The 14,703-nt window shown below is 55.7% G+C and carries 12 protein-coding genes; 7 read left to right on the top strand and 5 right to left on the bottom strand.

Going from position 1 to position 14,703, the window contains the following annotated elements; genetic code table 11:
- Positions 1-3: 3 nt before the first annotated feature.
- Positions 4-1,158 (bottom strand): hypothetical protein, encoded by a 1,155-nt coding sequence (locus C440_RS06445; RefSeq protein ID WP_008319459.1) that lies wholly within the window; start codon positions 1,156-1,158, stop codon positions 4-6.
- A 1,800-nt stretch (positions 1,159-2,958) separates the two neighbouring features.
- Between C440_RS06445 and C440_RS06435 the strand changes: the two genes are divergently transcribed.
- Positions 2,959-4,155: an ABC transporter substrate-binding protein gene (locus C440_RS06435; RefSeq protein WP_049915447.1), complete on the top strand. Its 1,197-nt coding sequence runs from the start codon at positions 2,959-2,961 to the stop codon at positions 4,153-4,155.
- A 283-nt stretch (positions 4,156-4,438) separates the two neighbouring features.
- On the opposite strand, the gene C440_RS06430 is transcribed toward C440_RS06435, so the two are convergent.
- Together C440_RS06430 and C440_RS17690 are read right to left on the bottom strand one after the other, a co-directional pair.
- Positions 4,439-5,041, bottom strand: coding sequence for a TetR family transcriptional regulator C-terminal domain-containing protein (locus C440_RS06430; RefSeq protein ID WP_008319445.1), 603 nt, complete (start codon positions 5,039-5,041; stop codon positions 4,439-4,441).
- 96 nt (positions 5,042-5,137) lie between these two features.
- Positions 5,138-5,290: a DUF7535 family protein gene (locus C440_RS17690; RefSeq protein WP_008319443.1), complete on the bottom strand. Its 153-nt coding sequence runs from the start codon at positions 5,288-5,290 to the stop codon at positions 5,138-5,140.
- A gap of 306 nt (positions 5,291-5,596) precedes the next feature.
- Between C440_RS17690 and C440_RS06425 the strand changes: the two genes are divergently transcribed.
- From C440_RS06425 to C440_RS06410, 4 genes are all read left to right on the top strand, one after another.
- Positions 5,597-6,334, top strand: coding sequence for a sporulation protein (locus tag C440_RS06425; protein WP_008319441.1), 738 nt, complete (start codon positions 5,597-5,599; stop codon positions 6,332-6,334).
- Between the two features lie 121 nt (positions 6,335-6,455).
- On the top strand, positions 6,456-7,466 hold the full coding sequence (locus C440_RS06420; protein ID WP_008319439.1) for an aldo/keto reductase: 1,011 nt from the start codon (positions 6,456-6,458) through the stop codon (positions 7,464-7,466).
- A gap of 222 nt (positions 7,467-7,688) precedes the next feature.
- Positions 7,689-8,072 (top strand): hypothetical protein, encoded by a 384-nt coding sequence (locus tag C440_RS06415; RefSeq protein ID WP_008319437.1) that lies wholly within the window; start codon positions 7,689-7,691, stop codon positions 8,070-8,072.
- Between the two features lie 158 nt (positions 8,073-8,230).
- On the top strand, positions 8,231-9,058 hold the full coding sequence (locus C440_RS06410) for a sugar phosphate isomerase/epimerase family protein (RefSeq protein ID WP_008319435.1): 828 nt from the start codon (positions 8,231-8,233) through the stop codon (positions 9,056-9,058).
- Positions 9,059-9,160: 102 nt separating this feature from the next.
- Here the strand turns inward: C440_RS06410 and C440_RS06405 are convergent, their stop codons facing one another.
- Positions 9,161-10,789: an alkaline phosphatase family protein gene (locus C440_RS06405; RefSeq protein WP_049915443.1), complete on the bottom strand. Its 1,629-nt coding sequence runs from the start codon at positions 10,787-10,789 to the stop codon at positions 9,161-9,163.
- Between the two features lie 256 nt (positions 10,790-11,045).
- Between C440_RS06405 and C440_RS06400 the strand changes: the two genes are divergently transcribed.
- Positions 11,046-12,410: a hypothetical protein gene (locus tag C440_RS06400; protein ID WP_008319431.1), complete on the top strand. Its 1,365-nt coding sequence runs from the start codon at positions 11,046-11,048 to the stop codon at positions 12,408-12,410.
- Between the two features lie 214 nt (positions 12,411-12,624).
- On the opposite strand, the gene C440_RS06395 is transcribed toward C440_RS06400, so the two are convergent.
- A complete protein-coding gene (locus C440_RS06395) occupies positions 12,625-13,644 on the bottom strand; it encodes a lipid II:glycine glycyltransferase FemX (protein ID WP_008319429.1) in 1,020 nt (339 codons plus the stop codon).
- 543 nt (positions 13,645-14,187) lie between these two features.
- Here C440_RS06395 and C440_RS06390 point away from each other — a divergent pair.
- Positions 14,188-14,580: a pyridoxamine 5'-phosphate oxidase family protein gene (locus C440_RS06390; protein WP_008319428.1), complete on the top strand. Its 393-nt coding sequence runs from the start codon at positions 14,188-14,190 to the stop codon at positions 14,578-14,580.
- Positions 14,581-14,703 lie beyond the last annotated feature (123 nt).

Raw genomic sequence — 14,703 nt, 5'->3', positions numbered from 1 at the left:
GAATTACCTGCTATTTTGGGGAGTCGTGTCGGGGGCGTCCGTGCTTTCGGCCGAGTAGGGACCCGTGGGGAACGAACCGTTGACCGGCTGTTCGTTGTTGTAGTAGTGATAGAGAACGCTCATAACAGCGTCTCGGTCGGACAGTCTCGTGGTGCGGATGTCGAGACGGTGGAGACTGCTCGCAACGCGGTCGAGACGCGAATCTAGTTCCCGTAAGCACTGTTGTGTGCTGACACTAGATTCGGTTCCGTCGTGGAAGAACTCTGCGACCGGTTCGAGCGGTGAAAACGCGTCTGCGGCCGCCTGTAACAGACCGCTGTCTTCGTTCCGAAACTGATTGATCTGTGTTTCGGAGATCGGGACGACGACGTAGAACTGCCGTTGTTTCATATCGTTCCGCTTGATGAAACGGTCGAGCCAATCCGGGTACACCTGGCGACCGAGAGTCACCAGTTGGCTATCGGTCGAGTGGGTTCGACCCGCCGCAGTGACGTCCTTCAGTCGTTCGACGTGGTCAGAGATGTCGAATGTCGTCGGGTACGACACTATCTGAATGGGAAAATCCAGTGTTGCGAGGAACGCAGATTTGTACGTCTGGATGATCTCCGTTTTCTTTTCGGCCGTGTGAATTGACCACGACCGAGGGCTGATTTCCGCGATACCGACGAACTCGTCTTCGCCCGTGACAACCATCCCAGCGCCATTAACACTGTTAGGAAGGAACTCGTCGTGGGCTTCGAGAACGAACTCGAAATCAAGCAAATCCTGTGCGTAGTTCGGAATCGAGAGGCTCCCTTTTTCCGTAGTGTCGGAACGCTGTGGTGGCTCAAGTGTTCCGACGTGTGCATCGGTGAATGCGTCACTATCATCGTCACCGGGCTGAGCCTCGTCACTTGCAGGGGATGGACCGTCGGTCGGCTCCGAACGAAGGCCCTCCTCAACATCGGCTTTTGGCTGTGTTGGGGAGTCTACGTCTTCGGTACCGCCCGGTAGGTTCTGGTCGACTGCGTGGACGCCCTCGAAAGCACCCTTGCTCTCGTGCTCGTCAGAGGTATCATCTGAGCCGGCGTCCGCCGGTGTCTGTTCTCGATTCGTCGATGTCGATACGGTTTCTTCAGAGTGAGGCGCGGAAGTATCCGCAGTGCTATCGTCAGTCATCTTGCGTTGTGGGAGTGCTCTGGTTCGATTTAGAGTCCGTAGGTTCCGACTGGTTGGAGTCCGAAACAATTTGGTCCGAAGTGTGGACGACGTCTGCATAGACGATTGTATCACGGTCTCGGATTCGGGGTTTTAGGTAGTACGTGTCGGGCATGATTCTACGTCTCAGGGCCGCAGGGGCCCATTCGAGAGGGGTCTGTCCATCGGGTGTTCGGAGAACGATGGCAGCGACGCCCAACGTAGACAGGAGGACAATACCGAGAGTCGCAAAAAGCGGTATCTGCTTGATGAATAGGCTGGGGAAGATAACAACGAGCGGGACCGAGCCCAGAATCACGAGTTCGTCGAAGGTCAAGCCAAGGAAGACGTCAGTTCGGAGGATTTCTCCCGGAATTGGGACTGACTTCATTGTCAGCTTAGCTCTCTTCTCACTCAACAAAACAGTAGTGGAAACGAACCAGTTGCGTGTGCGAAGAAAATATGTATAGCAACAGTAGACCGCGAGGGAGAACCGGAGTGACGGCCGGTTCGCGGGGCTTCGAGTACGAGAGTAGATGTGTTTTCAATCCCAATTACAATAGTACGGCCGTAACGGTTATCTATCTGTAATTAGCTCCGCGAACCGAAACAGGCGTAGAATCAAAACTTAGTCCCTATATGACTGGTTCATAAATGGCACTTAAGTAAGAGCGGAAAATAGAAACCATGTGAGAAATGTGAAATATAGACAATATTATTTTTGGGAATTAATCAGCAGAGAAGTTATATTTATAATTCAAGTAACAATATACAGATTTAAAGTTGAATTGAGTATATTATTAGAGTATTCGTGATAAAATCGGTCGAGGTAGTAGATTTGATATCTGCAGTAAAGATAGCCACACAGTGTCGGTTAAGAGAATTGGGAGTCCAAAGATAGATTGCGACGATAGACGGATAAAATGCTTATTTTGGTCTTGTGACGAAGGCTGATGCCGTTACAAAGTCAAAATCACAGCGTAGTATCGTTGTAGGCCAAGTATTGAATACGAAAGGATAAGCATCAGAGTGGAATTATCCAGACAAAATATAGATTATAATTTATCATTAGAGTTTGAAACAAGTAGTGTTGCGAAGTTCGTTACACATCATGTATTCGAACTCCTCAGTTCAAAATGAGGTTAGAGCAACCAGACGAGATACCCAAAGCGTCGGGAGCACAGCGAAACAAACCGATTACGAGACGATTTCGGAGTCAGTCACTATCTCTAACCGATGAACGCAACCGCGACACTCCGTCGTCTCCGAAACCGTTCGGAGCGACGCTGTGCTCGGTCGGTACGACGATGTACGCGTCGATAGTCGCAAAGACGGTCACGAAGAATATGGCGCGGCGGCCCAGAAGTTCCCGGTCCCTTCGAGATACGTACTGACGGCACCGAGACCGCTCACATAGCTCACGGCGAACAGAACGGTGAGCCTCCCGAGCGCGCGTTTCCAGCGACGAAGGGAGACCTGCCCGAGGCCTGCGAGTAGCGAAGACAAGGCCCCGGCGATTGACAGTGTACAAGCCCGACGAGTCGATGAACCATCCGTGAGGCAATCATGTGAGTGTCCACGAGTGGCCCATACAATTCGTGAAATGCGATAGCGTCCAACGACCGCAAGGGCTCGACGGACGAACACCACTAGGGAAGTCACTAACTAGACGGTGCCTACGGTAGATAGTGTTACAAATAAATCACGGGGAGAGTGAGACAGACCCACCCGTACTGGTCAAGAATCGCAACATATAACCTATTCTTAGGCCAGCCTAAAAATATGCAAAACAGAGACTCCTCGGACAGCAGTCAACGTCGCAGAGATGTACTGAAGGCTGGTTGCGGTATCGTTGGCAGTGGGATACTTGCTGGTTGTCTCGGCACCAGTGACGACTCATCGTCGGGTAACACCGCGACTACGACACCACCGGACGAGCGGGCGACGACGGAAAGTGACAATCCAACACCGTACGAAGTGACCGTCAAACCAGCCGGAACACATACCTTCGAGACGGTACCCGAAACCTACGCGAGTTTTCCCGGGGCCTGGATGGATATGGCGATGTCATTTGGTATCAAGCCATCCGCGATGATGTCCCTCGAAGAAGAGCAGTTAAAATACTACGAAGCACTTCCTGAGGTTGCTATCGACCTGGGTTCCGTAGAGCAACTGTTTGACTCCGAAAGCTCGGGGTTCGACAAGGAAGTGTTCTACGAGGTCGATGCTGATGTACACCTGATGGACCCGCGGGTTCTCAAGCGGTACTCAGGGTGGACTGACCACGACCTAGAAGAGATAGAGCGCGACATTGGTCCAATATTGGGGTCGATGATCCGCTTCCCGTACGGACGTGACCCGTACTACACACTGTACGAAGCCGTCGAGAAGGTGGCGAAAATATTCCAGCGGCAAGCACAGTACAATGCATGGGTGACCCTCAAAGACGAGGTGTTTGCCGAGATACAGTCGCGTCTCCCGGACGACAAACCGACCGTCGGTGCATTCATCATCGACTTCGACATCGAAGGAAAGAACCTGATGGCGGCGAACATCAACGCGGTCCGAAACGATGGTAGGTCCTTGCGTAAGCTTGGTGTCAACAGTGCGTTCAAAGGAGAGTCTTACGTCCCGTACAAGAAAATCGGCTACGAGGAACTCCTCGAAGTTGACCCAGAATACATTGGACTCATCGATAATCTGACGACGGCAACTAGCGACTCCTTCCAGCAAACCCTCGAAGCAGCCAAGAACCACGAAATTTTGAGTGAGTTGACTGCGGTCCAAAACGAGAACTTCGTCCGGTCGGCCGGGACGAACATGGGGCCGATCATCGATCTCTTTTCGGCAGAGGCAGTCGCGATGCAGTTGTACCCCGACGAGTTTGGCGAGTGGCCTGGCTCGATTGGAGACGTCCCCACCCAACACCAGTTATTCGACCGCCAACGGGTCGCTGATATTATCAATGGAAGGGTGTAGGTCGCCGCAAGGCTGTCGGTTGACCAAACAAGAAAGCCCAGAACAGCACAAATCGGGGTAGTTAGAATGTCTGCTTGTTGAAAAGGTTTCGCGTCGTTTGGCCGATACCGCTACTTTCACCCGTAACGACCGCGATTTTGCCAGACAATCGCGTGCCATAGGTTGTTGAATATTTTGTCAGTGTATAAACTGTGGAGTGGGTGTCTGCTATTCTAGAATCGATAGGACGCGGGAGTAAAAATGAGTGCCGCGAGGGGGGAGCAGACCCAAGCGGGTCCCGGGGTCACACGCGCTCTTTGGCGACGATGCTATCGACGTATTCTGCCGCCGTCTCCCTCGCTACGTCCAGTTCGTCCGGGTCGTCGAGCACGACCGCACGAGTTCGGCCACCGTCGATGATGCTCATCAGCGCGTGCGTGGTGTGAGAGGGGTCTCGCTCCTCGAACACACCTTCGTCGATGCCGTGGTTAATCGCCGCCTTGAGAGTGTATTGAATGTACTCGTCGTTCTGTTTGAACCGCTCGCGGAACGCCTGGTTGTGTGGTGTCTGACTTCGCATCGCCAGCAGTGCGCCCAGAAGATGGAGATGGTCTTTCGGTTTGCAGAGCAGTTCGTCGAGCAAGAGTTCCAGCCGTTCCCGTGGGTCGGTCGTCTCTATCTGGTTGATTTCATCGACATAGAGTTCGATGAGGTAGTTGAGAAATGCGACGAGAAGGTCGTCTTTCGTCTCGTAGTAGTAGTGAACCGCGGCGGTCGATTTGCCGTACTCCTCGGCGATTTGCTTGATAGTGAGGTTCGTATAGCCCTCTTTCCGGAGTGCCCGATAGGTCGCCCGCATGATTTCCTCGTTCGGAGTCGCGGGGGTCTCGCCTGCTGAATCGGTCATTACCAACAACTACTCCGTGACTCGGATAACAGTTCGCAACGCGTTCGGCTATGTGGAGTCTAGTGCTCTATAGACGCCGTCGGTCGGCCGTCCCGATCAGCCCGAGAGCTTCTGTTTGAGCAGTCCGAGGAGGATAAACGGGAGGAGCGGAATGGACAGGACGAACAACCCTGCGACGATGAACGTTCCGATAAGACCCATCTCGGTGTTCGAGGAGTTATTCTGAACGGGGTAGACGGCTCGTTCCATACGCTACCTAGGTGAACTCAGCGTGATAAACTAATTGGTTAGTTAGTTAGTTTGGTGGATTTCCGTGTCCCCATTTTGACACCCTAGTTTCTAAGCCGTCCTATACCCCATATATAGCTACCTACGTGACTGACTAATTAGTAAGTTAGAAAAATAAGTAATAGGTAGTTTAGGTTATTCAGATAATTCAGAATATATGGATAGTCCGGATTTTTCAGATGATCCCAAAATAATGCACAGTGTGACCGAGCCACAGAAAAGCCACTAAGTACATTACGCCGCTGGACAAACCGTTGGTCTGCAACAATGAAGAAGGTCCTCGCAAGTATTGGAATTGGCAATGCAACCGTTGACACCGTTCTCCCCTCCGACACGGTTCGTCCGGGCGAGACGGTCGATGCAGAGGTACACATCACGGGTGGCACCGTTGAACAAGATATCGGGACGGTTCGGTTCGAACTGGAAACGCGATACCGAACAGACGAGGGCTACCGAGAGGTAGACATCAAACAGTACACACTCGCAGAAGGGCTTACCATCGAAGCCGACGAAGAAGAGACGCGATCCGTCTCGCTCGACATTCCGTACTCGACGCCCGTCACACTCGGGAACGCCGACGTGTGGATCGAAACGGAACTCGACATCAAGCGGGCCGTTGACCCCGAAGACAAAGACTATCTGAACGTCCGACCCGAACCGCGCCTCCAAGCGGTCTTCGACGCACTCGACGAGCTCGGCTTTTCGCTTCACAGCGCCGAGTGCGAGGCCGACCCGCACAGTTACTTCACGTCGAATCGGCGGTTCATTCAGGAGTTCGAGTTCCGTCCGACGTCGGGCGAGTTCAGCGGCGCACTCGACGAACTCGAAGTGATTCCGCGACCGAGCGCCGATTCGCTCGAACTGTTCGTCGAAGTCGATCGCCGGGGCGGAATTCTTAGCGAACTCGGTGACCTCGACGAGCGAACAGTCCAAACGACGATTCGGACCACGGACGTCGCCAAGGTTCGCAACGACCTCGAAACGCTGATTCGGAACAACGCCTGAATCCGTCCAACAGCAATCGGCCTCCGAACGCGACGGACGGGCTAGTGACGCACGTGCGTCACCCGCGTGCTTTCCGGCGACCGAATACTTTTGCGGGGATTTACCGTACCTACGGACGGCTATGACGACGCTCGAAAACATCGAACTGGGATTCGTTCCGCTCGGAGAGACGGGGCTACAGACGAGCGAACTCCAGTTCGGGACGTGGCGGTTCGGAAAAGAGACCGAACAGGGGAACGTCGAAATCGGAGCAGACCGCGCACACGAGTTGCTAGACGCTTACGAGGCCGCAGGCGGTCGTTTCATCGATACTGCGGACGTGTACGGCGGCGGAGAAAGCGAGCGCTGGATCGGAGAATGGCTCGAAGACAGAGACCGAGAGCGGTTCACGATTGCGTCGAAGATTTACTGGCAGATTCGCCCCGGCGACCCGAACAGTCGGGGAACGAACCGAAAGAACATCCGGCACCGAATCGACGCGCTACTCGACCGCCTCGGAACCGACTACATCGACGTGCTGTACATCCACCGCTGGGACGACGACACTCCAGCACGTGAGATGATGAAGACGCTCAACGGACTCGTCGAAGACGGGAAAGTCCACTATCTCGGGGCTTCGACGCTCCGACCGAACGCGTGGAAAGTCGCAATGGCGAACGAAATCGCCCGCGAAGCGGGATGGGAACCATTCACCGTCGCGCAACCCCGGTACAACCTCGTTGACCGCGAAATCGAAGGGAATTACCTCGGAATGGCCCGGTCGTACGGCATCGCGGTCTGTCCGTGGAGTCCGCTCGGACAGGGGTTTTTGACCGGAAAGTACACCCGCGAAGAGGGACTTACCGGCGAGTCGCGGGCCGCCGAATCCAGCCGGTTCGAGCGGACGTATCTCACAGCAGAGAACTTCGACGTACACGACGAACTCGAAGCCGTCGCCGACGAGGTGGACGCGACGCTGGCGCAAACGGCGCTGGCGTGGCTCATGCATCGACGCGGCGTGACGGCCCCAATCGTCGGCGCGCGCACCGTCGAGCAGTTGACCGAGAATCTCGAAGCCGCGACAATCGAACTCTCGGACGAACAAGTAGACCGGTTGACCGAATCGAAGGAAGGTCCGTACGCCGGGCTATAGAGTGAAACGGGAGGCTCTGTTGAAATCCACCTCACGTCTTGCGATTTGCTGAGGAGTGAGTTTCCAACAGGACCCGCGAAAACCTGTGGAAGGGCGACTCCCCACAATATCAACGATAAATGATTCTAACAGAGCCAGAGAGATGAAAAAGGAAGAGAAAAGAGACGAGGAAAAGAGAAGAGAGAGGGAAACAGAGAATAGTAGCGGCGGGGAAATCGAGGTGTGGCGGAGAACACTCAACAGACGAAAATTCGAGTCAGGTTGTTTCACTACCTGCTAATTCTGTTCGTACTCTACCTTCCCTTGGTTCCCTACTGGTACCTTCGTTCGGGACCGACACTCCTGTTGAACCCCATCGAAATGTTGGTCGCAGTGGTCAGCGGGTCGCTTCTCTTGTTTGGAGGAGTATCCCTGATAGAGAGATTCGTAAACACCAGTGCGAAAAGTCTCGTCGCGCTAAACGGGGTTGGGCTTGGATTTGGACTGGGTGCGAGTATCGGCCACTGGGTCGGGATTCCAGAAGAGGCGGCGGTTTTCCCGGGGCTGTTTGGTTCGCTCGTACTCACGGTTGGTCTATTTCACGTCTACGAGCGGTACGTCTTGTAGAACGCGTCAACTGGAACACGGCAGTCAGGGAGTTGCCGTCTAAACTGAGCGTCACAACGTTTTCGGAGAGGAGTGGTTTGCTATTGTGATGGAGCGTTATTTGCTATTGCGATGGCTTACCGATGTATTTTACTGGGTTGGAGGCCAGTCGAGAACCCGTGAAATCGAATGCCGATAGCGGAGACGGCGGAGGAGTCGATATCGACCTCGGGTTTACCGTCGGTCTCGAAATGCCGTTCGGCGAGAGCGTCAGGTGGGCCGCAGACGAGGGATTCGACTATATCGAACTCCTGCTCGACGGGAAGTACGCCCGGGAGCGAATCGCGGACAGACGAGATTCGATGCGGACGGCGCTCGAAGATGCCGGAGTTGATCTCGTCGTTCACCTCCCATTTACCGTTGACCCCGGGTCGCCGTTTACTCCGGTTCGAGAGGGGGCAGTCGCCGAGTTCGTCGCGGGGATGGACCTCGCGGCAGATCTCGGCGCGACAAAGGTCGTGTTTCATCCGTCTTCGGATGCGTGGGACATCGGCTGGTCCGACGCAGAACGCCGCGAGTACATTCACGATAGCGTAGACGAACTCGTCCCTGCGGCGGTAGACCGTGGCGTCGAACCGTGTCTCGAAAATCTCGTCTCCAGTTATTACGACGTGACGACGTTTCCGGCGTTACTGGAGCGCTACTCCGACGCCTCGATGACGTTCGACACGAGTCACGCACTCCTCACCGGGATGGACGAACAAGATATGGCGGGGTTCATTCGTGACCACGCCGGGCGAATCAGCCATCTCCACCTCGTCGATACCCGCGGCGGCGGTGACGAACATCTCCCGGTCGGAATGGGACATATCGACTTCGAAACGGTGCTGTCGGGACTCGCAGAGACCAACTGGTCGGGGACGGCGACGCTCGAAATCGGAACGGAGGATTACGATACGATTGCGCTCGGAAAGAAGCACGTCGAAGACGTGTTGGCGAGGGTGTGACTACCTGGTTGGACGTGTTACCTGCCGAGGTGCCCGAGATGCACGGTTCCAGTGCAGAGAGACACGAGTGGGTGTGTATTCCACTCGGATTTTGTATCAGCCTTATTCGAGGTATCCGAGGTTTGCGAGGCGTTCTTCGACGGCAGAGTTGTTCGTCTCGCTGACGTCCTGAACGTCGGGGTCGGGGTACGCCGTCTGACCCACCGGGTCAACGATAGGGAGCACCTGACCGTCCATTCGGTCGTCGGTCTCGACGCCGAAGGCGGCGAGAATCGTCGGTGCGATATCGAAGAGATGCGCGCCTTCGAGACTCGCCCCCGTGTCGATATCGTGTCCGACTGCGGCTACGATGCCGTAGAGTTTGTGGTTCCACGGTTCGGAGGGGTCACCGAAAACCCGGTCTGCGAGCATCGACGAAAGGAACTGGTCGAAGTTGCGCGGGACGAGGACGATATCGACTGCCGCGTCCTCTTTTGGCCCGTTGAGGTAGGCTTCGCGCGGTGCGACGTCGTCGAAGACCGGGTTCCCATCCGGGTCCGTGACCGCTTGCAGAAGTTCGATGAGTTCGGTGCGAATCGACTCGTAGTCGTCCGGCGGAACGATACCGCTCGGCTCTCTCCCTTCGAGGTTGATTCTGATACCGAGTTCCGTGCGCGAACGGAGATACGCAATCGAACGTTCGAAATCCACCTGGCGGGTGCCGGCGCTGATGATTGCTGTGGGGATACGACTTGCAACGAGTTCGTCGAGACCGACGTATTCGAGAAGCGCGCCGATTCGTTGGCTCGTCAGCCCGGTTCGGGCGAGCAGTTGTATCGCCTTTACGTGAAGACCTTGTTTGACCGACTGGGCGTCCACGCCAGCCCTGAGCTTCGAGTCACGAACAGTCGCCCACGTCGGCATCCCTTGGCCGCCGTTGACGGTTCGAACGTATCCGTGTCGGGAGAGAAATTCGTTGACGCGGAACTCGTATCCGTCGTATTCTCCCATCCCGTGGTCGCTGACGACGAACACGTTTTCGGGGCGGTACGCGTCGAGAATTGCGGCGAGTTGCCGGTCAACCGCGGCGTAGATGTCACGAACCGAGTCGAGGTCACCGGGTCGCTCGTGGAAGACGGTGTCTGTCTGTTGGAACTGAATGAATCCGAAATCTGGCTCGAACCGGTCTAGGAGGTATTGGAACGCGTCACCTCTCATGTTGACGAGTTCACAGTAGCGGTCGCTCGCCGCTTCGTCATCCGGTGACGGGTCTCGGGGGTACACGCGATAGTCACCAACCGCATCGCGCACGTCGTCTACAATTCCTGCAGGGTAGCCCTCCGGGTTCTCGGGGGCGGTGTAACCCGGAACGAGCGCGCCGTTGAATGGACGTGTCGGGTGGGTTACCGGTGCATTGACGACGACGCTCGAATAGCCGTGGTAGTCGAGAATCTCCCAGAGCGTCCGCTCGCGGACGTGGCTTCCGTTGACGACGCTCCACTCGTGTCCCTGAAATGAAAGAAAGTCGAACACCCCGTGTTTCCCCGGATTCATGCCGGTGTACAGTGACGGCCACGCGCTGGCCGTCCACGGAGGGATTTGTGATTCAAGGGGTGCGTAGGTCCCGTTCGTGAAAATCGAATGGAGTGTCGGAATTTTTCCTTCGTCGAACAATGGTCGTAAAACCGGGAGACACGCGGCGTCTAGGCCGACCAACAGTGTGTGTAGTGTTCCTGTCTGGCCGTTACTCATGGTCGTAGAACGATATTGTCGCGTTTTGTTATGTACCGTCTTCAAGAGCGGTCGCAAATCGGAAGTTAACCACTAGTGACCGGGGCGGAATCAAAGTGGCATACTAACCATTGCGGGGGATTTTGGTTCGGGCTCGCTCCATCTCGGGCGGGCACCTAACCGCTGTTTTCAGCCGCAAGCGTCGCTGTGACCGACTGCTGGGTCGCGTAGGGCGCACGTAACAAAGCCGTCAAAGTCTGTCTGTCAACACAGGAGTATGGTACAACGAAGTTCACTCGTTTCCGACCGCAACGTAACCACATACGAGGACCGACAAGCACTGCTTTCGTTCGGTGACCGGTGGTTACCGGACGTACTCGACGCGACGCTCGCGTACGCGCGAACACGAGACTACAAAGGATGGGATTACGGAGACGGGATGAGCAGTAAACTGCTACAGGCGCTCCCGTTCGAAAGCCGGTGGGTGAACCTCGCCATCCAAGAGTTGGCGAAGCGCCCGCCGATAAACATCCGGCCACTCTTACTCATCGAACAGCGGCGCAACTACAAGGGGACATCCCTGTTTGCGCTGGCAAATCTCAACGCCCATCAGTTCGCACAGGAGACAGAGCGCGAGCAGTCAACCGACTACCTGTCGGAGGCGAAAGCACTCGCCGATTGGCTCGTACAGAACCGAAGTGTCGGCTATCACGGATTCTGTGGCGGTCACAAACACGAGATACAACACCTCGAAAAGAAGGGCGTCCCGAACGACCCGGACGTCGTCTCGACATCGTTCGCCGTTAAGGCGCTTTTAGCCGCCGCACCACACGACCCGATTTACGGGCCAATCGCGCGGACGGCATCCGAGTTCGTCGTCGAGGACCTCGACTACAGGGAAGTTGACGGCGGTGCGAAAATCAACTATCACATGAACCATCCGGATACCTACTACACCCTCAATTCCGGTGCGCTCGGTGCCCGACTCCTCGTGGACATCTACGAGCAGTACGGCGACGAGGACGACCTCGAACGCGCGACTGCGATTCTCGACTTTATCGCGTCTCAGCAAGCACCCATCGGTGGGTGGACCTACAGGGTGCCCGCCTCCAGTTCGCACCTCTCGATGGACAACCACCACAACGGGTTCATCATCGATGCCTTCCTCAGGTACAGAGCCGTCACCGGGTCGTCGCGGTACGACGAGACGACCGAACGAGGGCTCGAATTCTATCGAACCGTCCTGTTCGAACCGGACGGCGCACCGAATTGGGACGAGTCGAAGGCCTACCCCCGAGATATTCACGCGTCTGCCACGGCGATAGCGGTCTTTACCGCCGCCGCCGACCTCGAAACCGCATCCCGAATCCTGTCGTGGACGCTCGAAAACCTCTACGCCGGTGACGGTCGCTTCTACTACCGAAAACACCGGTTCTACACCGCCAAGACGACGTTGATGCGGTGGGCGCAGGCGTGGATGGCCTACGCGATGTCCGAGTATCTGAACGCAGTGGTGCGAACCACGGACGGACAACTCAACGTGAGCGACGTCGAAACGAACGACGAGACGGAAGGCGAAAATCGGATAGACCAAATCGGGTCGGTCCGACCAGAGAAAGCGAACTCGAATGGGAGAGTCTGAGGGCGTATTTCCGTCGAAAGACAGTTCTGACGCCAGACGCCTTTTGGCGTCAAAACGGCTATTTCAGACACTGGAACACCTTTTCTGACGGCGAAGTTGATATTCTTGACGCAGGAATATATTTCTCGACGTCGATCAGTCCTTTCTAAGGAGATATCCGCCGGGTGTCGCTCAGCGAGAGTCGGTTCGGACTAAAAAGTAGGGAAACCCGAATCTACACTTTCTGTCGGAACGACCTGTAGAGGTGCGCGAGCGTTCGCATCCCGGCGACGTCCTGTTCGAGACTGTAGAACGGGTGGAGCGTCGGATTGAACTTCGCCTTGTACCGGTTGATACGACGGTTGTTGGCACCGACGAGGTCGTAGGTCGTTCGGCCGCGTTCTATCGCGTCGCACATGATGCGCCAGTCGAGCACGTCGTTGATGGCAACGTCGCTGTCGATATCGGTCCTGACGCCGCCCTGCCAGCGTGAGACCGTGTTTTTGTAGTCTGTGACGAGAATCCCACCTGCGAAGTCGCCGTCGAGTCGGAGCGTGTAGGGTCGGAGCTGGCCGTCCGGAAGCGAGGTGTAGAGGTCTTTGACGAACTCGGGCGACGCGTCGTAGGAGACACCCTGAGATTCGTAGCGGGCGGCGACCTGCTCGATTATCAACTCGATTTCGCGGAGTCCTCCCTCTTCGATAGTGTACGCCTCCTCGGGGGCGTTTCGGATGTTCGACCTCGCGTCGCTACTGAAGCTCATCAACACGTCCTCTTTGCCGCCCGAGAGGTCAACGTGGTACGTGTACAGCGGTGTGATAGTGTAGTCGTTCCACGAGAAGACCCGAAGGTCGTCGTAGCTACCATCGAGTCGGAGGTGCGTGTAGCGCGGCCGAGCCTCTTCTTGGACCCATTCGAGACAGCCGTCGATGAACTCGTGGTGACGCCGCTCGCGCTTCCGCTGTTTCATGTGGTCCATGTTCAGCAAAACCGGTCCGAGATACGCAACCCGGAGGTCGGGAGGCGGAGAGAACACTGTTGCAATCGGTCCTTTCGTGATTTTGAACACGGAAAACAGACCGACGACTTCGTCTCCTTTGCGTCCGACGAGTGGGTACAGTTCCGCACTGGAATGCGCCGCTTGTATTTCGAGGGCTTCGTACTGATGAAACAGGTTCGTGTGTGGAGACTGCGCTACGTACTCGTCCCATTGTTCGATGTCAGATTCGGTCGCACGTGTAATCTCGATACTCATTAGTCAAGTGACTAAACTGTCCCACCGACATGGCTTTGTTATACGCGTATTATCACTCGGATTGAGCCGACAGCGACGCGTTCCGACTCGGACGCAAAACAGCGAGTAGCAGTACTAAAACAGAAATGTACCGATTCGAACAGGAGTTTCGAATTGGAGAAGTGGTATCGAAGACAGCCGAAGAGTGGCAACGTTAGTAACTTTTCTATGGTCAATTCAGGACGGCGGTATACGACGTATAACACCAGATATGTGACTATTTCTGAGACGGAGGAACACGAGTTCCAAGCCAACTGTGAGGAGACGGAAGCAGAAGAACGGAAGCAGAAAACGACAATAGAAAACGACAATAGACGAAGGAAAACAGAAGGTACTTGCGAGACCGAAGAGACGGCGGCCGTCGTACGTAGGGAGTACCCTCGCGGATGTAAAATCATCTGAGACAAGCAGTAGAAGCTCTGTGATCCTGGATTCGAAGATTAAATACAGAGCAGTTGAACGTGCCGAAGACAGAGCTTTGGCCCGCGAACGGGTAGCAACGATATGACTGGATTATCCGACGAGGCTCTCGAACTCGTGACGAGCGAACCGCTGATGGCCCACCTCGCAACCTGCGTTGACGGACGGCCGCACGTTGCTCCCGTCTGGTTTAGTTACGACGCCGCGGCGGAGGGTATCGAAGTGCTGACGACCGGCCGCAAGCTTTCGAATATCCGTGAAAACCCGCGGGTCGCACTCTCGGTGCAGAAGGATATCGACGGGCGAGCGCAGTGGCGAGTGACCATGCTCGGCACGGCAACCGTTGTTGACGACGCCGACAAGAAACGTGAAGCGACGCGACGAATCAACCGGCGGTACGGAGCAGATGAATCCGCGTGGCCCGAAAACGAACTCGTTCGGATTTCGGTTGGGACGGCGACAGTGAAAACGTACTGAGACCATCGTGACCGGTGACCTCGGTTTCGTGGCCGGTGACCTCGGTTCTGGGGGTCGGTGTCAGAATTCGTCGGGTCCGAGGAGACGTATGAAAGTGAATAGTCGCTCCCCGGAAACTGAGAG

The organism is Haloferax mucosum ATCC BAA-1512, from assembly GCF_000337815.1.
Classification (GTDB): Archaea; Halobacteriota; Halobacteria; order Halobacteriales; family Haloferacaceae; genus Haloferax; species Haloferax mucosum.
The sequence above is the reverse complement of the archived record's forward strand: the minus strand, read 5'-3'. Positions and strand labels throughout refer to the sequence as shown.

What these genes read in the sequence shown, in the direction of transcription:
- C440_RS06400 (WP_008319431.1), top strand. Translation starts at nt 11,046, where the DNA reads ATGGTACAACGAAGTTCACTCGTTTCCGACCGCAACGTAACCACATAC.
- C440_RS06390 (WP_008319428.1), top strand. Translation starts at nt 14,188, where the DNA reads ATGACTGGATTATCCGACGAGGCTCTCGAACTCGTGACGAGCGAACCG.
- C440_RS06395 (WP_008319429.1), bottom strand. Translation starts at nt 13,644, where the DNA reads ATGAGTATCGAGATTACACGTGCGACCGAATCTGACATCGAACAATGG.
- C440_RS06405 (WP_049915443.1), bottom strand. Translation starts at nt 10,789, where the DNA reads ATGAGTAACGGCCAGACAGGAACACTACACACACTGTTGGTCGGCCTA.
- C440_RS06425 (WP_008319441.1), top strand. Translation starts at nt 5,597, where the DNA reads ATGAAGAAGGTCCTCGCAAGTATTGGAATTGGCAATGCAACCGTTGAC.
- C440_RS06430 (WP_008319445.1), bottom strand. Translation starts at nt 5,041, where the DNA reads ATGACCGATTCAGCAGGCGAGACCCCCGCGACTCCGAACGAGGAAATC.
- C440_RS06435 (WP_049915447.1), top strand. Translation starts at nt 2,959, where the DNA reads ATGCAAAACAGAGACTCCTCGGACAGCAGTCAACGTCGCAGAGATGTA.
- C440_RS06420 (WP_008319439.1), top strand. Translation starts at nt 6,456, where the DNA reads ATGACGACGCTCGAAAACATCGAACTGGGATTCGTTCCGCTCGGAGAG.
- C440_RS06445 (WP_008319459.1), bottom strand. Translation starts at nt 1,158, where the DNA reads ATGACTGACGATAGCACTGCGGATACTTCCGCGCCTCACTCTGAAGAA.
- C440_RS17690 (WP_008319443.1), bottom strand. Translation starts at nt 5,290, where the DNA reads ATGGAACGAGCCGTCTACCCCGTTCAGAATAACTCCTCGAACACCGAG.